Annotated in this window: 20 protein-coding genes; 5 read left to right on the top strand and 15 right to left on the bottom strand. The window is 73.1% G+C overall.

Going from position 1 to position 20,080, the window contains the following annotated elements; translation table 11 throughout:
* Nucleotides 1-3: 3 nt before the first annotated feature.
* From hypA to AC0666_RS11380, 13 genes are all read right to left on the bottom strand, one after another.
* Nucleotides 4-438, bottom strand: a complete 435-nt coding sequence (gene hypA / locus AC0666_RS11440) for a hydrogenase maturation nickel metallochaperone HypA (protein WP_468963760.1) — start codon at nucleotides 436-438, stop codon at nucleotides 4-6.
* A gap of 135 nt (nucleotides 439-573) precedes the next feature.
* A complete protein-coding gene (locus AC0666_RS11435) occupies nucleotides 574-681 on the bottom strand; it encodes a DUF6893 family small protein (protein ID WP_468579122.1) in 108 nt (35 codons plus the stop codon).
* Between the two features lie 10 nt (nucleotides 682-691).
* Nucleotides 692-1,222, bottom strand: coding sequence for a hydrogenase maturation protease (locus AC0666_RS11430; protein ID WP_468963759.1), 531 nt, complete (start codon nucleotides 1,220-1,222; stop codon nucleotides 692-694).
* Nucleotides 1,219-2,649 carry a hypothetical protein gene (locus AC0666_RS11425; protein ID WP_468963758.1) on the bottom strand — a complete coding sequence of 477 codons (1,431 nt, stop codon included), beginning with the start codon at nucleotides 2,647-2,649 and terminating at the stop codon, nucleotides 1,219-1,221. The genes AC0666_RS11430 and AC0666_RS11425 overlap by 4 nt, the downstream gene beginning before the upstream one ends.
* On the bottom strand, nucleotides 2,646-3,365 hold the full coding sequence (locus AC0666_RS11420) for a DUF6084 family protein (RefSeq protein WP_468963757.1): 720 nt from the start codon (nucleotides 3,363-3,365) through the stop codon (nucleotides 2,646-2,648). The genes AC0666_RS11425 and AC0666_RS11420 overlap by 4 nt, the downstream gene beginning before the upstream one ends.
* Nucleotides 3,366-3,369: 4 nt before the next feature.
* Nucleotides 3,370-4,056: a DUF5947 family protein gene (locus AC0666_RS11415; protein WP_478707504.1), complete on the bottom strand. Its 687-nt coding sequence runs from the start codon at nucleotides 4,054-4,056 to the stop codon at nucleotides 3,370-3,372.
* Entirely contained in the window at nucleotides 4,053-4,592 is a 540-nt protein-coding gene (locus AC0666_RS11410; protein WP_468963755.1) for a hypothetical protein, read from the bottom strand. Before AC0666_RS11410 ends, AC0666_RS11415 begins: the two co-directional genes overlap by 4 nt.
* Nucleotides 4,589-6,373 carry a nickel-dependent hydrogenase large subunit gene (locus AC0666_RS11405; RefSeq protein ID WP_468579128.1) on the bottom strand — a complete coding sequence of 595 codons (1,785 nt, stop codon included), beginning with the start codon at nucleotides 6,371-6,373 and terminating at the stop codon, nucleotides 4,589-4,591. The genes AC0666_RS11410 and AC0666_RS11405 overlap by 4 nt, the downstream gene beginning before the upstream one ends.
* A gap of 88 nt (nucleotides 6,374-6,461) precedes the next feature.
* Entirely contained in the window at nucleotides 6,462-7,517 is a 1,056-nt protein-coding gene (locus AC0666_RS11400) for an NADH-quinone oxidoreductase subunit B family protein (RefSeq protein ID WP_468963754.1), read from the bottom strand.
* 92 nt (nucleotides 7,518-7,609) lie between these two features.
* A complete protein-coding gene (locus AC0666_RS11395; RefSeq protein ID WP_478707559.1) occupies nucleotides 7,610-9,397 on the bottom strand; it encodes an enoyl-CoA hydratase-related protein in 1,788 nt (595 codons plus the stop codon).
* A gap of 286 nt (nucleotides 9,398-9,683) precedes the next feature.
* On the bottom strand, nucleotides 9,684-10,298 hold the full coding sequence (locus AC0666_RS11390) for an NIPSNAP family protein (protein ID WP_468963753.1): 615 nt from the start codon (nucleotides 10,296-10,298) through the stop codon (nucleotides 9,684-9,686).
* Nucleotides 10,299-10,382: 84 nt separating this feature from the next.
* Nucleotides 10,383-12,026 (bottom strand): ABC transporter substrate-binding protein, encoded by a 1,644-nt coding sequence (locus AC0666_RS11385; protein ID WP_478707503.1) that lies wholly within the window; start codon nucleotides 12,024-12,026, stop codon nucleotides 10,383-10,385.
* A gap of 70 nt (nucleotides 12,027-12,096) precedes the next feature.
* Nucleotides 12,097-14,208: a hypothetical protein gene (locus tag AC0666_RS11380; RefSeq protein ID WP_478707502.1), complete on the bottom strand. Its 2,112-nt coding sequence runs from the start codon at nucleotides 14,206-14,208 to the stop codon at nucleotides 12,097-12,099.
* A 313-nt stretch (nucleotides 14,209-14,521) separates the two neighbouring features.
* On the opposite strand from AC0666_RS11380, the gene AC0666_RS11375 reads away from it, so the two are divergent.
* From AC0666_RS11375 to AC0666_RS11365, 3 genes are all read left to right on the top strand, one after another.
* The gene (locus AC0666_RS11375; protein WP_468963750.1) at nucleotides 14,522-14,878 is read left to right on the top strand and encodes a hypothetical protein; all 357 of its coding nucleotides are present in this window, start codon (nucleotides 14,522-14,524) and stop codon (nucleotides 14,876-14,878) included.
* Between the two features lie 64 nt (nucleotides 14,879-14,942).
* Nucleotides 14,943-16,076, top strand: coding sequence for a site-2 protease family protein (locus AC0666_RS11370; RefSeq protein ID WP_468963749.1), 1,134 nt, complete (start codon nucleotides 14,943-14,945; stop codon nucleotides 16,074-16,076).
* Between the two features lie 84 nt (nucleotides 16,077-16,160).
* Complete coding sequence (locus AC0666_RS11365) at nucleotides 16,161-16,904, top strand: PP2C family protein-serine/threonine phosphatase (protein WP_468963748.1); 744 nt, start codon at nucleotides 16,161-16,163, stop codon at nucleotides 16,902-16,904.
* A gap of 22 nt (nucleotides 16,905-16,926) precedes the next feature.
* On the opposite strand, the gene AC0666_RS11360 is transcribed toward AC0666_RS11365, so the two are convergent.
* Complete coding sequence (locus AC0666_RS11360; protein WP_478707501.1) at nucleotides 16,927-17,763, bottom strand: LysR substrate-binding domain-containing protein; 837 nt, start codon at nucleotides 17,761-17,763, stop codon at nucleotides 16,927-16,929.
* 57 nt (nucleotides 17,764-17,820) lie between these two features.
* Here AC0666_RS11360 and AC0666_RS11355 point away from each other — a divergent pair, with 57 nt between their 5' ends.
* Together AC0666_RS11355 and AC0666_RS11350 are read left to right on the top strand one after the other, a co-directional pair.
* On the top strand, nucleotides 17,821-18,216 hold the full coding sequence (locus AC0666_RS11355; protein ID WP_468579140.1) for a DUF5997 family protein: 396 nt from the start codon (nucleotides 17,821-17,823) through the stop codon (nucleotides 18,214-18,216).
* 135 nt (nucleotides 18,217-18,351) lie between these two features.
* Complete coding sequence (locus tag AC0666_RS11350) at nucleotides 18,352-19,044, top strand: glycoside hydrolase family 16 protein (protein ID WP_468963746.1); 693 nt, start codon at nucleotides 18,352-18,354, stop codon at nucleotides 19,042-19,044.
* Nucleotides 19,045-19,080: 36 nt separating this feature from the next.
* On the opposite strand, the gene AC0666_RS11345 is transcribed toward AC0666_RS11350, so the two are convergent.
* Nucleotides 19,081-19,839: a carbonic anhydrase gene (locus AC0666_RS11345; protein WP_478707500.1), complete on the bottom strand. Its 759-nt coding sequence runs from the start codon at nucleotides 19,837-19,839 to the stop codon at nucleotides 19,081-19,083.
* Between the last annotated feature and the right edge of the window lie 241 nt (nucleotides 19,840-20,080).

Below are 20,080 nucleotides of genomic sequence, written 5' to 3'. Positions count from 1 at the left end.
GGTTCAGCGCTCCTCGGGGATCGGTTCGCGGGTGCGGGCGGCGAGGGCAGGAGCCGGGGCGGGCGCCGGGCCGGCGGCTTCGGCCGGCCCCTCCTGCCAGCACACGTCGAGGATCTGCAGTTCGCGCCCGCTGATCAGTTCGACGCCGGTCGCCCGGTCGCACTGGGGACAGGTCAGCCGCGGCGGCATGCCGACCGCCCAGTCCTGCGCACAGGAACCGCAGCGGGCGCGGGCGGCCACGGGTTCCGTGACGAGTTCCGCTCCTTCGAGGAGCGTTCCGGCACAGACGAGTTCGAAGCAGAAGGCGAGGGCGTCCGGAACGACCCCGGCCAGCTCCCCGACCTGGAGCCGGACCGAGGTGACCGTGCTCGCGCCACCTGCCTCGGCCGCTTCCTGCACCTGGCTCACCACGGCCGTCGCGATCGACATCTCGTGCATGGGTCTCCGTCCTGCCGGGCCTCATTAGACCGGGCGGCGACGGACCGGGCGGTCGGGCGCGCCGACGCGCCGCCGCCCCGTACGCCGTTCGGGCGCCGGGGCGGTTCGGGGGCGGTTCCGGGCGGCAGGCCGCGGTCACATCCGCCGGATGCGCAGGTACCGCTTGAGGTCGGGGAGCGTCACCGCCAGGACGGCGGCGAGGGCGACGGCGACGGCCGTGGCGCCGATGAGGGACTTGTTCACGGGATCCTCCTCAGGTGGCTGTGGCGTTGTGTTCCTCGTCGAGCGGTTCCGCGTCCGGCTGCCGGACCAGGTCGTGGACCATCCGTACGGCCTCCGGCACGGCGGCGGCCACCGGGGCGCTGAGACCCATTCCCTCGTCCAGGCAGCCGGGTTCGCAGCCGACGACCCAGATGCGCCGGGGCGGGGTGCCGCCGGCGCCCTCGCACAGGGTGGCGAGCAGGGCAAGGACGGCGTCGGGCGACATGTGGTGCCCGTCGAGCACGGCGCTCTGCGGGGATACGGATCCGGGTTCGGGCGCCTCGATCAGGTACAGGGTGCCGGGGGCGCCGCCCCGGGCGGTGGCGTCGACCATGACGAGCGTGTCGTACCCGTCGAGGAGCTGGTAGGCGAGGTGGACCCCGCGGACGCCGATGTCCGCCACCTCCACGTGCGCGGGCAGCGGCCGGCCGGGCTCGCGGAGCTTTCGGACGGTCTCGACGCCGAATCCGTCGTCGCCGAGGAAGACGTTCCCGATGCCGGCGACCAGGGTCGAGCCTCTCACGCGTCCTCCAGCAGGGTGACCTCGTCGGGCTGGAAGTACAGGAAGCGGCCCTGTTCCCGGCGGATGTCGGCGCCCGGATCCCCTTCGACGGTGACCGCGAGGTGCACGCCGCCGTCGACGTCGTGGAGGACGGCCTCGACCCGGGCGCTGCACCCTTGGAGGAACAGGTCCTGGGCGTCGCTGCGGCGCAGGCCCGGCCGCAGCAGGACGCGGCTGCCCGGGCCGACCGGGGTGCCGTCGACGAGGATCCGGTCCCGCGAGGGGTCTGCGGTGTCGTCGCGGGCCGGGTCCCACCAGGGGGTGTCCTGCCGGAACACGGTGTCGTCCTGCGGGAGTTCCCCGGGGGGAGGGGCCGTCGGCGACGCCGGTCCGGTGATCTCGCGCAGGGCCCGGACCGCGCCGTGCAGGCGTTCCAGCACCTCGGGAGGCATGGAGTCGGCGAGGTCGATCACGGCGGCGGCCCGGGGGTCGGTGCCGCGGGCCTCGCGCTTCTCCTGGTCGGTGAGGGCCGCCGTGCGCAGCGCGAGGATCTCGTCGATCTCGGTGGCGTCGTACATGGCCCCGGCGCTCTCGGGGGCGATCGCCGGGTGGTCCTCCAGGATGATCGGAGAGGACAGGACCACGTCGGCGCGGCCGTTCTCCCCGGCGAGGACCGGCCAGGTGTGCTGGTTGGAGCAGGCGGCGACCACGCCCTTGGCCCACTCGGGCGGGTCGGTCATCGAAAGGAAGGATCCGGCGTCCAGGCAGAGCAGGAGGTGGGCGGCGACGAGCGAGCGCGGGATCGCCTCCTCGCGGTCGGCTCGGCCGACGGTTTCGGCCTTCGGATCCCAGGCACTGGTGTTCTCCACCACGGCGGTGAGCTTCAACGCCCGGTACGGCACGGCCAGTTCCTCGGCCCGCAGCCGCACCACCCCGTCGATCCGCTCGGTGCGCCGCACCAGCCGGCCGACGCTGCGCCCGGCCGCGTCCAGGACGGGCTCGGTCTCCTCGCGGGCCGGCCGGGCGAAGGGCAGGCAGACCTCGCCCGCCTCCAGTTCGGCGACGCGCACACTCATCTCGACCCGCTCCTCGGTTCCCTCGTCCCAGGGGACCAGCACCCGGTCGGGCAGGTGGAGTTCGGCCACGGCCGCGAACGTGCCGTCCCCGCGGGCCTCTTCGACGGTGCGCCGCTGTGCGTGCAGGAAGCGCGCCTCGACGTGGACGGTGGCGTCGCCCCTCGGCTCCATCACCAGTTCGGTCCGCTGGAAGCAGTGCTCGCCGTGGGCGGAGCCCCAGGCGGGCGGTACCAGCACTCCGAACTGCCAGCGCAGCCGGTTCTTCGCCGCAGAGGCCCGGTACGGGTACAGCACGTACCCCTCGAACAGGACGGCGTCGGCCACCTGCCGGGCGGCGGCGAAGCGGGAGGCGGGCAGGGTCGTCGTGGTCACGGCGCCGTCCTTCCGGTGGCGGAGGCCCGCGGCAGTACGGCGCCCGCCCAGGCGGGGTCCGGGGAGGAGCCCGGGGGTCGTGGCGCGGCGGACTGCGCCGCGTCGAGCAGGGCCCGTACGGTCGCCTCCCAGGAGGCCAGCGCGTGCCGGGAGCGGTAGGCGAGGAGGTCCGCCATGGTGTCGCGGGGCAGCCGCAGCCAGCCGCAGCCGGGGAAGTGCTGCTCGATCATCTCCCGCCACACCGCCACGGGCATCCGGTACGAGGCTTCCCGGTCCCAGGGCACGGGCTCCACGTGGAAGCCCCCGGCTCCGGTGAAGGCGGTACCGGAGAACAGCATCAGCAGCGGCGCCTCGCCCTCGTCCAGGGCGCTGAGGTAGCGGCCGGCGGCGATGTCCATGTCGTAGGTGCACGGCACGACGACGTCGGTCTCGGTCTCCCCGGTGAAACTGGGCACCATCACGGCGACCTGGGCGAACTGGACGGGCTTCAGGGAGGTCCCCCAGCGGGAGCGGTCCCCGAACAGGTCCTGGAGCGCCTCGGCCTCGTCGGGTCCGTAGCTGCGCCGGGCCGGTTCGATCCGCAGTTGGCAGCGCAGCGCGAGGGCGTGGACGCGGGTGCCCTCGGAGGCGGTGATGCGCAGCCGGAAGACGAGGGTGGGGCCCGCGGCGTAGGGGTCGGCGCGCACCCCGGTGCAGGTGAAGGTGAGGTCCGTCATGGTTTCAGCTCCCCTGCCGCGCGGTGCCCGCCGGTGCGGCCGCCACCTTGGCGCGCCGCTCGACCTGCTCGAAGAAGGTCCGCAGGGCGGCGCGGGCCTCGGCTCCCCCGTCGAAGCCCTGCCACAGCAGCCGCATCCGCCCGACCAGCTCGTAGCAGATGTCGATGGGGACCAGGTAGCAGGCGGTGCGGCCCTCGGAGCGGCGCAGCAGCAGCGCCTCCACGTCGGGTTCGAGGAGCTCGGCCAGCCGGCCGGCGCCGAGTACGGTCTGCCAGGTCTGCGGGTCGAGTTCGCTCTCGGTGGCGCCGGCGGGGCTCGGGTAGAGCGCGACGAGTCGGTCGAGTGCGGCGTTGCGGAAGAAGAACGCGACGCCGACGGGAATCTGGAGGAGGTCCCACGCCGTGTCGTCGAGCCGGTGTCCGGGGTCGTAGAGGTAGCGGTCCGGTACGGTGCGGAACCGTCCCGCCCCCGCGCCCGGCCGGTCGAACAGCAGGGCGCAGGGGGTGCAGGCGCAGACCAGGGCCCGCTTCTCGGTCTCCACGAGGTGGCGGTGGCCGTCCTCCGGCACCACCACCCCGCACAGTTCGCAGGTCTCCGGGCGGGGCGTGCGGGGGCCGGTGAAGCGCCGCAGGCCGCGGCGCGGGACGTCCGGGCGCACGGCCGCAGGGGCCCGTCCGTGGGAGGCGCTCACGGCACGCGCACCGGGCTCTGCGGGCGGCTGCCGATCTGGAGCAGCGGCGCGGGCGGCCGGCCCTCCTCCAGTTCGACGGCGCTCACCTCGGGGGCGAAGCAGGCGAGGGCGTCCTCGACGGCCTGCCGCGCCGCAACGGCGTCGCCGCTGCCGCAGCCGCAGCCGCCGCTCGGGGCGGCCCGCAGCCGCAGGGTGCCGGAAGCCGGGTCGAAGCCGACGAGTTCGAGGGGGTCCCGTACGGACTTCAGGGCGCGGCCGATCCGGGTGTGCACGTCCTCGGGGTTCAGGTCGTGCAGGGCGAGGAGCCCCGCCACCAGGTCGTCGTCGAGCATCGCGGTGAGGGCGCCCTGGCCGGCCGGGCCCTCGCCGAGCCGTTCCACGATGCGGGCGAGGCCCGCGCCGTAGAAGTCCATGAGGACGCGGACCAGTTCCTCGGCGCCCGCGCACGCCTCTCGGTCGCCGGTGGCGGCCAGCCGTTCGAGGACCTCGTCGACCCGCCGGCCCGCCTGCCGAGCGTCGGTGACCGCCGCGCTCATCCGCCCAGTCCGCTCAGGCCGGTGGGCACGTGCATCTGCTTGACCGTCTGGCCGCCCCCCACGTACATGTGGACGCCGCAGGGCAGACAGGGGTCGAAGCTGCGCACGGCGCGCATGATGTCGATGCCCTTGAAGTTCTCCGGGGGGTTCTCCTCGAAGATCGGGGTGTTCTGCACGGCGTCCTCGTACGGTCCGGGGGTTCCGTAGGTGTCGCGGGTGCTCGCGTTCCACGGGGTCGGCGGGTAGGGGTGGTAGTTGGCGATCTTCCCGTCGCGGATGACCATGTGGTGCGAGAGGACGCCGCGCACGGCCTCGGTGAAGCCGACGCCGATGGACTCGTCCGGCACCTCGAACTTCTCCCAGGTCTGGGTGCGGCCGGCGCGGACCTCTTGGAGGCCCATCTCGGCGCAGTGCAGCGCGATGGCCGCCGCGTACGCCTGGAAGTAGGTGCGGGCGCGGTTGCGTTCAAGCGCGTTGCTCCAGCGCGGGATCTTCCACTCGAAGGTGGTCTCCGGCTTGGTCATCGTGCGGGGCAGGTTGATCACTACGCTGTGGCCCGTGGCCTTGACGTAGCCGACGTCGACGAGTCCGGACAGGGCGGTGGACCAGAGGCGGGCGATGGGGCCGCCGCCGGTGTCGAGCGCGAGGTGCTCAGTGCCGTCGAACCAGCGGGGCGACATCACCCAGCTGTACTTGTCGTCGAAGTTGCGCTTCTGCGGGACGGGGATGGTGTGCTGGTTCCAGGGGTGGCGGGGGTCGACCGGGTTGCCGAGCGGATCGTTGCGGACGAACTGCTCCTGGCCGGCCCAGTCGTCGTAGTAGGAGCTGCCCAGCAGGATGCGGATGCCCAGGTTGATCTTGGTCAGGTCGTTGGTGACGAGTTTGCCGTCGACGATGATGCCGGGGGTGACGAACATCCGCCGTCCCCAGTCGCTCATGTTGGCGTAGGTGAAGTCGCAGTACTCGGGGTCGTTGAGCGCGCCCCAGCAGCCCAGGAGGACCCGGCGGCGGCCGACCTCCTCGTATCCGGGCAGGGCCTCGTAGAAGAAGTCGAAGAGGTCGTCGTGCAGGGGGACGACGCGCTTCATGAACTCGACGTACTTCATGAGGCGGCTGAGGTAGTCGGTGAAGAGCTGGACGGAGGCGATGGTGCCGACGCCGCCCGGGTAGAGGGTGGAGGGGTGCACGTGGCGGCCCTCCATCAGGCAGAACATCTCGCGCGTGTAGCGGCTGACCTGGAGGGCCTCGCGGTAGAACTCGCCCTCGATGGGGTTGAGGGAGCGCATGATGTCCGCGATGGTGCGGTAGCCGTGGTCGCCGGCGTGCGGTGCCTCGGTGCGCTCGGCGAGCTCCAGGACTCCCGGGTTGGTCTCGCGGACCATCTTCTCGCAGTAGTCGACCCCGACCAGGTTCTCCTGGAAGATGTTGTGGTCGAACATGTACTCCGCCGACTCGCCCAGGTTGATGATCCACTCGGCGAGGTGGGGCGGCTTGACCCCGTAGGCCATGTTCTGCGTGTAGACGGAGCAGGTGGCGTGGTTGTCGCCGCAGATGCCGCAGATGCGGCTGGTGATGAAGTGCGCGTCGCGCGGGTCCTTGCCGCGCATGAAGACGCTGTAGCCGCGGAAGACCGACGAAGTGCTGTAGCACTCGGCGACCCGTTTCTGCTTGAAGTCGATCTTCGTGTGGATGCCGAGACTGCCCACGATCCTCGTGATCGGGTCCCAGGCCATCTCCACCAGGCCGCTGCCGTCACCGGCTGCCTTCGTCTTCGGTGCCATCTTGTCTGCCGTGACCCTTCTTGGAGGCGCGAGCTGGACTTTCTTGGAAGCGGGACGGCGGCCCGGCGGGGTGCCGGGCCGGATCACGTCACCAGGGCGGGCGGTAGCCGGTGGTCAGCCGCTCGCCGGTGTGGCGCCACTTGGGCTCCTGGTCCACGGTGTGCGCGGTGATCGACCGGAGCTTGCGGACGACCTTCCCGTAGACCCCGCTGGCGGCGCTGGAGACCGTGGCGCCGGGAGGCTCGTCCATGAACGGCATGAACTTGTCGGGGAAGCCGGGCATCGTGCAGGCGATGCAGATGCCGCCCACGTTCGGGCAGCCGCCGATGCCGTTCATCCAGCCGCGCTTGGGGACGTTGCACTTGACGACGGGCCCCCAGCAGCCGACCTTGACCAGGCACTTGGGCGAGTCGTACGTGTCGGCGAACTGGCCCTGCTCGTAGTAGCCGGCCCGGTCGCAGCCCTCGTGGACGGTGGCGCCGAACAGCCAGGTGGGGCGCAGTTTGTCGTCGAGGGGGATCATCGGGGCGGAGCCGGCGGCCTGGTAGAGCAGGTAGGTCAGGGTCTCCGAGAAGTTGTCCGGCTGGATCGGGCAGCCCGGCACGCACACGATCGGAATGCCGGCATGCGACTTCCAGTCCCAGCCCAGGTAGTCGGGGACTCCCATGGCGCCGGTCGGGTTGCCCTCCATCGCGTGGATGCCGCCGTACGTGGCGCAGGTGCCGATCGCGACGACGGCGAGGGCCTTGGGCGCCAGGCGGTCGATCCACTCGCTGGTGGTGATGGGCTGGCCGGTCTCCGGGTTGTCGCCGAAGCCGCACCAGTAGCCCTCGGGCTTGATGTTCTCGTTGGGGATCGAGCCTTCGACGACGAGCACGAAGGGGTCGATCTCGCCGCGTTCCCCCTTGAAGAACCATTCGATGAACGTGTCCGCGCCGCCGACCGGACCGCACTCGTAGTCGATGAGCGGCCAGTGCACGGCGATTTTGGGCAGGCCGGGGAGGACGCCCATGACGATTTCCTCGATGCTGGGCTGCATCGCCGCCGTCAGGGACACGGAGTCGCCGTCGCAGCTCAGTCCGGCATTGATCCAGAGGATGTGGATCGGGGGGTCCTCTACCGTGCTCGGCATGGGTGCACCCATGAGGATCGCTCCTTCGGGAGGGATGCGGGGGGGGATGAACGGGAGGTGCGGGGTGGCGGACGGGGTTCCGCGCGGTGGCCCCACCCTTCTTGCTAGCAGTCGGCCGGGCCCGGTGCCCTGTCATGTGCGGCCGGTCCAGTGATCCTGGCGCGGCGGTGGGGTGGCGGTACGGTCCGCCGGCCGGGCACGGCTTGCGCCAGGTGCGGCGGGGTGCACCCGGGCGTTTCCTTGCGGACGAAGGCGCGACGCAGCGCGTGGTAGGGGGCCCCGGGGTCGAAGAAGGTCTCGCGCATCCGGGCCAGCTCGGCCTCCCGGTAGGCGGCGAGCGGCCTGACGGACTCGTCCACGTCCCGCTGCGTCTTCTTGCCGGCGATGCGGTACCGCGTGGCGGAGGCGTTCGCCAGGCGGGCGGCGAGGCGGGCGGTCTCCCCGGCGAAGTCCTGCGGGGCGCAGGTGATCGTACGGTCGGCCAGCCCGAGCCGCCGGGCGGCGGCGGCGCAGACCGGCATGGCCTCGGACATGAGGCGGTGGGCGAAGGCGGTCCCGGTGCGGCGGGGCAGGGTGTACGTCCAGTACTCCGAGCCGTACAGGCCCATCAGCCGGTAGTGCGGGTTGAGCACCGCTCCGGAACGGCACCAGACCTCGTCCGCGGCGAGCGCGAGCATGGCACCGCCTGCGGCCGCGTTGCCGCCGAGGGCGGCGACGACCAGCCGGTCGGTGGTCGTCAGCACGGCCTCGACGAGGTCGTCCATGGCGTTGATGTTGGCCCAGGATTCCGCGGCGGGGTCGGCGGCGGCCTCGATGACGCCGAGGTGGATGCCGTTGGAGAAGAAGTCCCGGCCGCCGCCGAGGACCAGGACGGAGGTCGGGCGGGAGCAGGCCTCGCGGTAGGCCGCGAGCAGGCGTCGGCAGTGCGTGGTGCTCATGGCGCCGCCGGGGAAGGAGAACGACAGGAAGCCGACGCCGCCCTGTTCGCGGTAGCCGATGTCCGACCAGGTGCGCCGGGGCAGGCCGTCGGCGTCGGCGTCCAGCGGGGCGGGCAGTTCCGGCAGCGGCGGCAGGGACCGCAGCCGGTCGCCGAGGGCGAGGACCGCGGGGAGTTTCACGGGGGCGGCTTCCCCGGGGGCGCGCCGGGCCCGCAGCTCGGGGATCCACACGGCCCCGTCGACGGTGGCGCGGCAGACGGCGCCCGCGCGGGTGGCCAGGAGCTCCCCGGGCCGCCCGCGCAGCGAGTCCTCGGGATGCCCGCCGTGCAGGTACCACTCGGCCCCGAGCAGCTCGTCCAGGACGCCGGGGCGGGAGTCGGCGGCGCGCAGGGTGCGCACGACGCGTTCGGTGGGGTCCTGGTTCCAGTCGATCCGGCGCAGCTCCTGGCGCAGGTAGGGCCGGGCCCGGCCGGGGCCCTGGGGCCGGGGGACGTGGGTGCCGGAGGCGAAGCGTTCGACGGCTGCGAGTACGGCGGTGAGGGCCGCGTCGGCGATCTCGCCGCGGTAGGCCTCGCTCTTGCCGACCGGGGGCAACGGGCAGTCGGCGAAGGCCCAGACGGCGCCCGCGTCCATCTCCGCCTCCGCCTGGAGGACGGTGACGCCCCACCGGGTGGTGCCTTCGCTGATGGCCCAGTCGAGTGAGGAGGGGCCGCGGTCGCCTACGGGGCCGGGGTGCACGATCAGGCAGGTGTGGGTGGACCAGACCTCCGGAGGGATGGCCGTGGTGAGCATCGGGGCGAGGACGAGGTCGGGCTGGTGGCGCTCGACGGCCTCGGCGAAGGAGGTTCCGGGCAGGACGAGTTCCACGGCCACGCTGTGGCCGTGCTCCCTCAGCTCAGCGTGGACACGCTGGGTGAGGCTGTTGAACGCGCTGGCGGCGAGCAGGATGTGCACGTGGTCTCCCATGCGTCCGGACCCTCGGCCTTCGGCAGCCGGAGCAGGCCGGGCCGGTGGCGATCGTCGGCCACGGCGGTCCGCGCGGCGGCGAGGCCTACGGGGGTGTCACCCGGACGTGGCGCCTTCGGCGGCCACCTGGTGGAGGGAGTGGGGGCCGTACGGATGCAGCCGGTCGCGGCAGCGGAACGTGCCCCCTGGCGGCCCCGCCATCGCCGCCGGACCCGGCGGTGCCGGCCGACGAGCTGGAGCGGGTGGCGCGCCTCGGCGGCTGAGCCACCCGTGCTCAGCCGCCCTCCGCGGCTGCGGCGACCGGCCGGAGCCGCAGGTGCCGCGCGGGTGCGGCCAGATGGGCCGAGAGGTCCGGAAGCGGCGGTGGGGTCTCGCCCCGGGTGAACCAGAGCAGGACGTCCTCGCCGGTGCGGACGGGCAGCGCGGGGAAGTCGTTCTCCGCGTGCTCGGTGCGGTGGACCCCCGCGGGCGGAGCCCCGGCGGCCGCGAGCGCCGGCCGGAGGCGGTGCGCGAAGTGCCCGGCGAAGGCGGTGGCGTCCCGCGGGTGGCAGAGGGTCACCGTCACCGGCGCGGCTCCTGCCGGGGCGGTGAAGCCGGGACCCCGCAGCAGGAGCACGTCGTCCGAGTCGAGCATGGTGGCGTTGGCCCGGTCGCGGTGCTCCTGCCAGACGGGCCCGGAGTAGAAGGCGTGCAGCGAGCGGTACCGCTGCTCCATGTCGGGGAAGCCCCGCAGCCAGACGAAGCGGTCCGGGTCGTCCATGTCCCGGAAACGGCCGCCCAGCGTGATCCCCGCGGCCTGCTGCCCGTTCACGAACTCCCGCTCGAAGAGCTCGACGAGCGTGTCCCGGGCGCCGGGGCGAAGGGTGTACTGCCGCAGTTCGACGATCATGCGCGGCAGGCTAGCCCTCCTCCCCTGACACCTCCTGTCAGTGGATCGGTCTTGCGGGTGGACCGGTCTCGCCGGTGGACCGGCTCAACAGCCGGGCGCGCCCGTGCCGCCGCGCTGCGGCAGGCTCAGGTTCGGGGCGGAGCTGGGCCAGGTCAGGGTGACCGTCTTCGTCGTTCCGTCCGGATTGAGCTGGACGATGGGGGCGGGCTTGCCGACCGGATTGCCGTCGGCACCGAAGGAGAGCCAGCCGCTGGCGCCGGGGAGCATCTGCGCGCAGTAGAACTGGTGCAGGATGCCCGTCTCCAGGCCCGGGTTCTTCAGGCCGGCCTCATCGTGCCGGGCGGCACTGATCGCGGCCACGGCGGCGTCGTGCGTCAGCATCGCCTGCCCGCTCGCCAGATCGGCGGGGTCGAAGGACAGCGCCTCCACGTTCCCCTGGGCGGCCAGGGGCTGCTTCGTGCACGGATCGGGCCGCCCGGTGAACGCCGACCAGAACTGGTCGTAATTGCGCTTGGCGTCCGACCCGGGGCATTCTGTGCCCCATTCGTCGGGGCTGGCCAGTGCGGTGTACGCGACCGTGACCCGGCCGGAGGCCACACCTGCCAGCACCGCGTCGTCGCGGATGGCCTCCGAGGCGTCGTCCCCGACGAGGATGCGCAGTTGGGGGATGCCGCAGGGGGCGCCCTGCACCCAGTTCTGGATGAACGCCCCGAGGTCGCGGCCGCGTCCGGCGAAGTAGACCACGGACGGCGCCGCCTGGCAGAGGTTGGCGTGCATCAGGTTGAACTGCTGGATCAGGTAGTCCTGGCGGCCCGCGCCGCTGGGCAGGCTGCGCGGCGACGTGTACGGCAGCACCGTCACGGTCCGGCCCGGTGCCTGGAAGCGGGTCTTGGCCTCCGCCGCCAGCGTGGCCGTGTAGTCGTCGCCGGCGACGCTGTCGGCCACCACGGCGACCGAGGAGACGGCGGGGCGCAGCCCCGACACGTACTGGTTGGCCGCGATCACGGAGTCCGAGTTGGTGGGCGAGACCCGGAACATGTCGGGGATCGGGCGCTTGCCCGCGGGATCCGCGGGGTCCAGGTTCATCGAGTTGCCGGTGACCGTCGATCCGATCACGGGGATGTGCAGTTCGGCGGAGATCGCGGCGGCGGCCTGCCGGGTCTGCTCGGTGCTCTGGCCGAGGCCGACGACCGCCGAGATGTGTTCGGAGGCCGCGTGTTTCTTCACGCGGTTCACCGCCTCCCGCCAGGAGCCGTACTGGCTGCCCATGTTGGCCAGGTACAGCTTGACCCCGGGGGTGCTGCCGTACGCCGCCGTGTTGTTGGCGCGCCACGCGGCGGCGACGGCTCCCTCGATGTTGGGGTAGAGCGAGTCGTAGGTCAGGGAGTCCACGTCGGCGACCGGCGAGAAGTTGAGCATCATCACCACGCTGGTGGAGGGCCCCCGCACCGCCTCGTTGGACTTCCGGACCGTCTCCTCCAGCCGGCGCATGCGGGCGGGCTCGCCCTTGGTGAAGGCCGTGCTGTCGAGGTTGACCCCGACGCACGCGGAGGGGGAGCCGGCGGCGGTCATCCCGGCCCCGCAGGAGAGGTCGGGCGGGAACAGCACCGGGTAGGCCCGTATCCCTCCCAGCACGGCACCGGTCAGGACGGCGAGGACGGCGATCAGCGACAGCACCGGATGGCGGCGCAGCCGGCCGAACCGGGGGTTGCGGACACCTGCGGACATGAACACTCCTAGCGGTACAGCGGTACGCCCGGCACGCCGGCGGCGTGGCCCGGCACGGTCACCGACAAGGTCAGGCGAAGAGCGCGCCCGCCTGCTGGAGGGCGCTGACATCCAGCAGTCGGGAATTGTGGGAGAGGCGTTCGAAGCCCTCCTCGATCTGCGCGTCCCAGCGCCGGTTGTGCTCGGTGAGCGGATCGTTGTAGAGCCACAGCAGGGCCAGGAGTTTGGCCGTGGCCACGGACACGACGTCCCGGCCGCTCTCCTCGATCCCGGTCAGGAGCAGGGCGTACGCCTCCTGCGCGGACCGCTCCTGGACCAGGCGGCACGGAGCGGACGCCAGGTAGTCCAGGAGGCGGACCCAGGCGCGGTGGTCCCGGTCGAAGCGGCCCGCCAGCGCTTCGGCCACGGCGGCGAACCGGCCGAGGGCCAGGTCGTAGAAGAGCTGCTGCTCCTCCCTGGCCGCCGCCCCGGAGCCGTTGAGGGAGCCGGTGAGCGAGGCGAGGGCCCGCGCCTGCCCGCTGAACACCCGGTCCCAGGGCTCGGGGGCGGGCGGCGCGTCGCGGGTGGCGGCGGGCGCCTCGGCGGGTGCGGCCGAGGAGAGGGCGGTGAGCAGGCAGCGGCTCAGCCAGGGGTGCAGGACGGGCGGTCTGTCGGCCTCGCCCCAGCCGACCTCCCGGATCCGCGAGGGCCGGTGGAAGAAGGTGCTGACCCACAGGTTGCGGCGTAACAGTTCCAGGCTGCGGGGCAGGTCGGCCAGTTCCACCGGCACCCGCGGATCGTCGGCGGTGCGCATGTCGGCCAGGTAGGCCGCCGCGAGGACGACGGGCGGCGGGGCACCCCGGCGCACGCCGGGCGCGGCCAACCCCTCGGGGAGGCAGGTCTCCAGGGCGTGCGACCACAGCGGTCTGCCGTCCGTGCCGAAGGCGGCGGACAGGGGTCTTTCGCGGACGGCGGCGTCCGCGTCCGGCGGGGTGCTCTCCCGCTGGTCCTGGAGGGCGATGGCGGCGCCCCAGTGGCCGCCGGTGAGGGCGTGGGTCACGGACGCCGGCAGGGCCGGAACGAGGGCCGCGGCGGCGTCGGTGACATACGAGACGTGCTCCTCGGACATCGGGTCGAGCCACACCGGATACCAGTAGTGCGCCGCCGAGGCCGGATCGGGCCCGCCGGCCCGCTCCTCCTCCCGGGTCCACCGCATCCGGGTGGCGCGCGAGAAGAGGGGCACGCGGCGCTGCGGGGTGCCCGCGAGCGGGGTGGTGCGCCACGGCTCGCACCAGCGGGTGGTCCACTCCGGCTGCCACTGGTCGCACGCGGCCAGCACGACGAGCGGATCGGCGGCGGCGCCCGGCTCGTTCTGGCCGTTGCGGATGCGCGCGGCGACGAGGGCGGTGAGGAAGCGCCGCCCGGCGGGGGTCTGGGCGCCGTCCACGAGGAGGACCCAGGCGTGGTCGTGGCGGCCGCGGTCGCCGCGCCCGGCCGGCACCTCGCACGAGCAGGAGGACCGCAGTGCGGGATGGCGTTCCGCCTGGTCCTTCGCGTCGGCGAGGAAAGCCGCCAGCAGCGGTCCCACGGCCGCCGACCGCGAGGCGGAGCTCAGCCGGATCAGGGCGTCCACGGATCCGGCGGCCTCCGCCTCCGGTATGCCGACGTGCCAGCGCAGCGCATCGCGCAGCCCCCACCGGGCGGTGCTCTGCAGCAGCGAGCCGATCACCGGGCGGGCCCCGTCGCGTACGGCCGCGACCACTTCCCGGGCCTGCCCCGACACCAGCGGACTGAGCGCGCCGGTCGCCACGATGTCCATCGTGGCGTCCACGGCCTCTTCCAGCCGGCTGGCGAACCTGCCCCGGCGGGTGCCGCGCGTGTACTCCTGGATGAGTCCCCTGATCTGGTCCGTGGCGCGGGCGCGGTCCGGCTCCAGGTTCTCGTTCAGGGCCAGCAGCCCGAGCCCGAAGCGGTGGAAGACCGGGCTGCGGCGCAGCGTGTCCCAGCCCCGCATCATCTGGAAGGCCACGAGGGCGGCCGCGGACACCGGGTCCAGCGGGTTCTCGTGGAAATCGAGGTGGGCGTGCACCACCGTGGACCCGCACCCCTGCGACAGGGCACGCAGCATGCTCGTCTTTCCCGACTGCCGCGGACCGAGCAGCGCCACCACGGGCTGGAGCTGGTCCGGGTACCGCCAGATCATGTGCCGAAGAAAAGCGTCGGTCCCCTGCGCCCGACTCGTCTCCCCCGTTGCGCTCACCATTCCCCGCCCCCCAACCCGGCTGCGACGCACGCGCCGACGACACGGAAGGTAACACCGGGAGGACCGGGAGCGACGGGGATCCCCGGATCTTCTGCCCCTCACTTCCGACGCCGCGTCAGATGTGCCGGAGCCGTCCGCCGGGGCGGCGGGTGCGCACCCGCCTCGGAGCCCGCTCACCGATCTTGAGCGGCTATTCTGCATCCGCCCCGGCGCGCTGCCGGACGGCCCGCAACGGACGAGATGGAGCCCCCCGATGGACGTGCAGCACTTCGAGCGGATCACCGCCTTCATCGAGGCGCGGCTCACCCCGCTGTTCGACGAGGGCACCGGCAGCGAACGCGGCTTCGCGATGGACGACACCTCCCGTGCGCTGCGCGCACTGCGCAACGCGGTGCTGGAGGCATCGGCGGTCAAGGGGCTCATCGAGCAGCGGGCCACCGCGGAGCCTTCGCTGCGCCGGGTCATCGACCAGTCGGTCGAGCACCACTGGGACGTGCTGCGGGGCATCGCCCGGCAGTGGGAGGACCACGGGGACTTCGTGCGCGAGTTCAAGCGCCACGCGTGGGAGCTCGACGGGGCGGTGAGCACCCCGGCCCCGTCCGAGGGCTGACCGGCGCGGGCTCCCGGGGCGACACTGGGGGTGGTACCGGCTGCCGGGGGCGGAGGTGACGTCGATGAACGGGTCGATCCGCATCGGACGTGTGGTCGGGGTGCCGCTGCGGATGCACTGGAGCGTGCCGCTCCTGGTGGTCTTCTTCGCGTACGGTCTCGGCCGCCGGACGCTGCCCGTGTGGACCCCCGGGCAGTCGGACACGGTCTACACCCTCGCCAGTGCCGTGGGCGCCGTCCTGCTCATGGGGAGCCTGCTGCTGCATGAGGCCGCCCACGCCGCGACCGCCCTCAGGAAGAAGATCTCCGTCCAGGACGTGACCCTGTGGGCGCTGGGCGGCATGACGCGGATGGGACGGCCGCAGAACGCCTCGGCGGCCTTCGCGGTGGCGGTCAGCGGGCCCCTCACCAGCCTGGTGACCGGCGGGGCCGCGCTCGGCGCGGGGATCGCGCTGCACCCCCTGTCCGGCTGGGCGGTGCCGGCCGCGGTGCTGGTGTGGCTCGGCTGGACGAACCTGTTCCTCGGCGTCTTCAACCTGCTGCCCGCCGCCCCGCTCGACGGGGGCAGGGTGCTGCAGGCGCTGCTGTGGTGGCGTACGGGCGACCGTGAGCGGGCGGACCGGGCGGCCTCCCGCAGCGGGCAGGTCGTGGGCGTACTGCTGGCCGGCTTCGGCTGGGTCACCTTCCTGCGCGGCTCCTCGGGCGGGCTGTGGCTCGTCTTCGTCGGCCTCTTCATCACGGTCGTCGCCGGTGCGGAACGGCAGAACGCCGTCCTGCGCACGGCGCTGGAGGGGGTGCGGGTCGCCGACGCGATGACCGCTCCCGTGGTCTCGGGCGCCGATTGGCTGAGCGTGCGGCGCTTCATCGACGAGGTGGCCGTGGAGTCACGGCACTCCCTGGTGCCGCTGCTCGATTTCGAGGGGCGGCCCAGCGGGATCGTGCACCTGCGCAGGCTGGCGGCCGTCCCGGACGGGCAGCGCGAGACGCTGCGCGTACGGGACCTGGCGACCCCGCTGGCGCGGTGCGCCGTGGCCGGCCCGCAGGAACTGCTCGCCGAGGCCCTGGACCGGCTGCGCCCGGGAGCCGGACTGCCGTTCCTGGTGGTGGACGGGGGCCTGCTGGTGGGGATCGTCACCGGGAAGGACATCTCCCGGATGATGCGGCGGCACACCCTCGGCGGCGGCCGCGACCCCGGCTGAGCCAGCGGCCGGGCGCCGGTGGCGGGACAATGGCTGTGGGCTGTGGGACGCCTGCCGGTTCCTGCAGAGAGGCGGGTCTGTGCGATGCCGTACGTGGCCGTGAGCGCCTTGAGCCATCCCGGGCTCCTGCGCGAGCAGAACGAGGACAGCCTCGTGATCGGACCGTGGACGCTGTGCGCCACGGTGACCCAGAACCCGCAGACGTTCGTCTTCCCGCTCGGTGTACCGCTCGTGGTCGCGGTCGCCGACGGCATCGGCGGACAGCCGGCCGGGGAGGTGGCCAGCGCCCTGGTCGTACGGCAACTGGCGGCGCTCGGGCCGTCCTTGGACAGCGAGGGGGCCGTCCAGGAGGCGCTCACCGTATGCAACCACGCAGTGTTCGCGGCCGCGGACAGCGATCCGGAGCTGGCGACCATGGGGACCACGGTCGCGGGCACCGTCGTACTCCCCGAGTCGCTGATCGCCTTCAACGTGGGCGACAGCAGGGTGCTCGACGCGAGCCGCGAGGGGCTCCGCCGGGTCAGCGTGGACGACAACCCGCCCCTGGAGCCGGGGCAGCACACCACCTCGCTGCTCACCCAGGCGCTCGGCGGAGCCCGGCAGCCCGCCGGGATCACCCCGCACGTCACGACCCGGCCCCTGGCGGCGGGAGACCGCTACGTGGTGTGCACGGACGGGCTGACCGACACGGTGCCGGACGAGGAGCTGGGCGAGCTGCTGCGGGTCCACGACGACGGGAAGGCCGCCTTCGAGCTGTGGCGGGCCGCCATCGAGGCCGGCGGGCCGGACAACATCACGCTCGCCCTCGTACGGATCAGCGCGGACTGACGCGCGCGCCTGCACCGCTCGGCTACGGTCGGCGGCGCGGTTTGCCCGCCTTGCCACTCCTGCCGCCCTGGCCGCCCTTGGCGCCGCCCTTGCCCGCCTTGGCGCCGCCCTTGGCCCCCTGGCCGCCCTTCGCTCCCCCGGCGCCGCCTCGCGGGTTCTTGCCGGCCGGCTTGCCGGCGGGCTCCGGGCGCTTGCGCTGCTTCGGCTGCGGCGGGGTCGGCCCGCGGCCGCGGGTGCTGTTGACCGTCCGGCCGCGGACGATCCCGATGAACTCCTCCACCAGGTCGGTGGTTTCGTCCTCGCGCCAGGACAGCGCGACGCGGGATGCGGGGGCGTCGGTGACCGGCCGGTACGTGAGGTCCCTGCGGTGGTGCAGGCGGGCGAGGGACTGCGGGACGACGAGCACGCCCACTCCGGCCGCCACCAGTTCGACGGCGTCCGCCGTGGTCGCGGGGCGCTCGATCGCGGGCAGGCCGGGCAGCTGCTCCCAGGCGAGTGTGTCGTCGAGGGGGTGCAGCACGATCTCGTCGGCCAGGTCCTCCGTGGTGATCTCCTCGACCGCCGCGACCAGGTGGTCCTTCGGGACCACGACGACCGTGGTCTCGGTGTAGAGGGGGATGGCGCTCAGGCCGGTGCGGTCCATCGGCAGCCGCACGAGACCCGCATCGGCGCCGTTGTCCCGCAGGACACCGGGAGCCTCCCCGGCTGTGACCTGGAGGAGGGCCAGCGGGGTGTCCGGCAGGCGCTCGTTCCAGACCCGCACCCACTTGCCCGGCGTCACGCCCGGGACGTACGCGAGCCGGAACGAAGGAGCCGGAGGGGTGGGAGGAGATGCGGGGGATGCTTCCGAGCCTGTCACCGGGCCAGGTTACCGGCCGTGGTCAGGAGTAGCGCACATGCTCGATACCCTTGACCCATGACGTCGCACAAGACCACCCAGACCATGAAGCCCGCCACTGCGGCGAAGAAGCTGGGTGTGTACCTAGAGGCCACCCCCGCGGAGTTCCAGGAGGGCACCGTCTCCCGCACCGAGCTGAACGCGCTCCAGGCCGACCCGCCCGCATGGCTCCAGGAACTGCGACGCAACGGCCCGCACCCCCGTCCGGTGGTCGCGGCCAAGCTCGGCGTCTCCATCGCCGGTCTCGCCCGGGGCGGGGTCACCGAGGCGCTCACCACCGAGCAGATCGATGCGCTCAAGCAGGAGAACCCGGAGTGGCTGCAGAAGGAGCGCGCCACCCAGGCCGAGGTGCGCAAGGAAGCCGTGCGCATCAAGGAGAAGCAGGCCGAGCGCGCGGAGCGGCAGAGCCAGTAGGACCGGCGCACCGCCGGTGCCACCGGACGGCGCAGAGGCGACAGGACGGGGCGACACGCCGGTAAAGCGGCAAAGCCGGAGAAGAAGGCGAAGATCGTCGGAATACGAGCTCTGCCGGACGGGCAGAGCTGCGGCGTGATCTCGCAATTCCTCGCCCTGTTCACGCGCCGCGCGGCCCGCGGCGCACTCGTCTTCTCAGCCGACTTCGACTCCACGACCCGATGGGTCGCAGGCCGCTCCTGGGCCTATCCCGACGGCGGCCCGGTCAATCCGGGCGACAACAAACTCGATCACCTCGTCGACGACCCCTCGTACAGCCGCACCGGCACGTTCCGGGCCACCCGGCGGCCGGACGGCAACTGGGACGCCGGGCTGCTGACCACGGAGGGCAGCGAAGAGGGCTTCATGCTCCGTGCCGAGGACGTCCTGGAAGCCCGGGTCCGGCTTCCCGAGGGGATGGGCGCCTGGCCCGCGATCTGGACCTGGCGGGACGGCGGCCAGGAGGTCGACGTCTTCGAGTACCACCCGGACAACCCGGACCTGCTGGAACTCTCCAACCACGTGCGGGGAGGCTCGCACTACTTCCGGGACGCCTCCGCCGTACAGCCGGGCGCCTGGGTCGACCTCAAGGTCAGGTTCGGTGCGAACTCGGTGGTCTGGTGGGTGAACGGCACCCGCGTCTTCGCCGACCGCAAAGGGGTCGGCCGGCGCTGGCGGGCGTACCTCATCGTCAACCTGTCCGTGTGCGCGGGCCGCTACCACCCGGCTCCCGACCCGGACGTCTCCGAGCTCTCGTACCAGGTGTCGGACCTGAGCGTGTACCGCTGACCGGCGCCCCGCCGCGTACCGGCGGGGCGTAGCGGGTCACCGGAGCGTACGCACGCGCTGGTCCCGGAGCTCGTAGCGGGCGGCGACGACGGCCAGCCGGCCGGCGGCTATCCGGTCGGCCAGGTCGGGTTCGGCCGCGAGCAGGCCCCGGGTGCGGCGGGCGTGCGCGTCGATGGTGGCGTCGACGCGCGCCGCGCCCTCCAGGCCGTGGTCGATGGAGGGCCGGATCCGTTCGGCCAGGTACTGGATGTGGGCGGGCAGCTGCTCGCCGGTCTCGTCCGCGTGGACGGCGGCGCCGACGGCCCCGCAGGACTGGTGGCCGAGGACCAGTACCAGGGGGATGTCCAGTTCGAGGACCCCGTACGCGATGCTGCCGAGGACGGCTTCGTCCAGTACCTCGCCCGCCGAGCGGACGGTGAGCAGATCGCCGAGGCCCTGGTCGAAGACGAGCTCCGGGGGGACCCGGGAGTCGACGCAGCCCAGCACGACCGCGAAGGGGTGCTGGGACGTGGTGAGCTGGAGCCGTACCGACCGTGACTCGTGCGGGTGCTGCTGCCGGTAGGTGCGCCAGCGCCGGTTGCCCTCGGCGAGCCGGCCCACGGCCTGGTCCGGGGTGAGGGGGCGGTCGGCCGGGTACCCCGGCTCGGACCCGGCGTCCGGCGGCGCCGCGGAGGCGGGGAAGGCGGAGCCGAGGGCGAGTACGGACCCGGCGGCCGCCGAGCCGGCCACGGCTGCGCGCAGCAGGCCGCGTCTGCTGGGCGAAACGGTGTGCGATGTCTGTGTGTTCGAATGCATCGCGGGACGGTATCCCGGCTGCGGGACTGCGGGCCCCCGGCGCGGGGGGAAATGGCCGGGAGCCCCTGGGATCCGGCCGGATCAAGACGCATGTCCCACGATGTGGACAGCGGCGCGGCCCGGGGGCCGCCGGGGAGCCCGGCAACGGGCCGCCCCCGGGGGATGCCCACACCGCCCGGCGCGCAAGAACCCGCGGCCCCCCCAGCACAACCCGACACAAGGGGCCAAATACAACTCCCGG

Source organism: Streptomyces sp. NPDC043680, assembly GCF_056436685.1.
The sequence above is the reverse complement of the archived record's forward strand: the minus strand, read 5'-3'. Positions and strand labels throughout refer to the sequence as shown.

What these genes read in the sequence shown, in the direction of transcription:
- hypA (WP_468963760.1), bottom strand. Translation starts at nt 438, where the DNA reads ATGCACGAGATGTCGATCGCGACGGCCGTGGTGAGCCAGGTGCAGGAA.
- AC0666_RS11410 (WP_468963755.1), bottom strand. Translation starts at nt 4,592, where the DNA reads ATGAGCGCGGCGGTCACCGACGCTCGGCAGGCGGGCCGGCGGGTCGAC.
- AC0666_RS11405 (WP_468579128.1), bottom strand. Translation starts at nt 6,373, where the DNA reads ATGGCACCGAAGACGAAGGCAGCCGGTGACGGCAGCGGCCTGGTGGAG.
- AC0666_RS11355 (WP_468579140.1), top strand. Translation starts at nt 17,821, where the DNA reads ATGACGTCGCACAAGACCACCCAGACCATGAAGCCCGCCACTGCGGCG.
- AC0666_RS11385 (WP_478707503.1), bottom strand. Translation starts at nt 12,026, where the DNA reads ATGTCCGCAGGTGTCCGCAACCCCCGGTTCGGCCGGCTGCGCCGCCAT.
- AC0666_RS11375 (WP_468963750.1), top strand. Translation starts at nt 14,522, where the DNA reads ATGGACGTGCAGCACTTCGAGCGGATCACCGCCTTCATCGAGGCGCGG.
- AC0666_RS11420 (WP_468963757.1), bottom strand. Translation starts at nt 3,365, where the DNA reads ATGACGGACCTCACCTTCACCTGCACCGGGGTGCGCGCCGACCCCTAC.
- AC0666_RS11370 (WP_468963749.1), top strand. Translation starts at nt 14,943, where the DNA reads ATGAACGGGTCGATCCGCATCGGACGTGTGGTCGGGGTGCCGCTGCGG.
- AC0666_RS11380 (WP_478707502.1), bottom strand. Translation starts at nt 14,208, where the DNA reads ATGATCTGGCGGTACCCGGACCAGCTCCAGCCCGTGGTGGCGCTGCTC.
- AC0666_RS11400 (WP_468963754.1), bottom strand. Translation starts at nt 7,517, where the DNA reads ATGGGTGCACCCATGCCGAGCACGGTAGAGGACCCCCCGATCCACATC.
- AC0666_RS11390 (WP_468963753.1), bottom strand. Translation starts at nt 10,298, where the DNA reads ATGATCGTCGAACTGCGGCAGTACACCCTTCGCCCCGGCGCCCGGGAC.
- AC0666_RS11365 (WP_468963748.1), top strand. Translation starts at nt 16,161, where the DNA reads ATGCCGTACGTGGCCGTGAGCGCCTTGAGCCATCCCGGGCTCCTGCGC.
- AC0666_RS11345 (WP_478707500.1), bottom strand. Translation starts at nt 19,839, where the DNA reads ATGCATTCGAACACACAGACATCGCACACCGTTTCGCCCAGCAGACGC.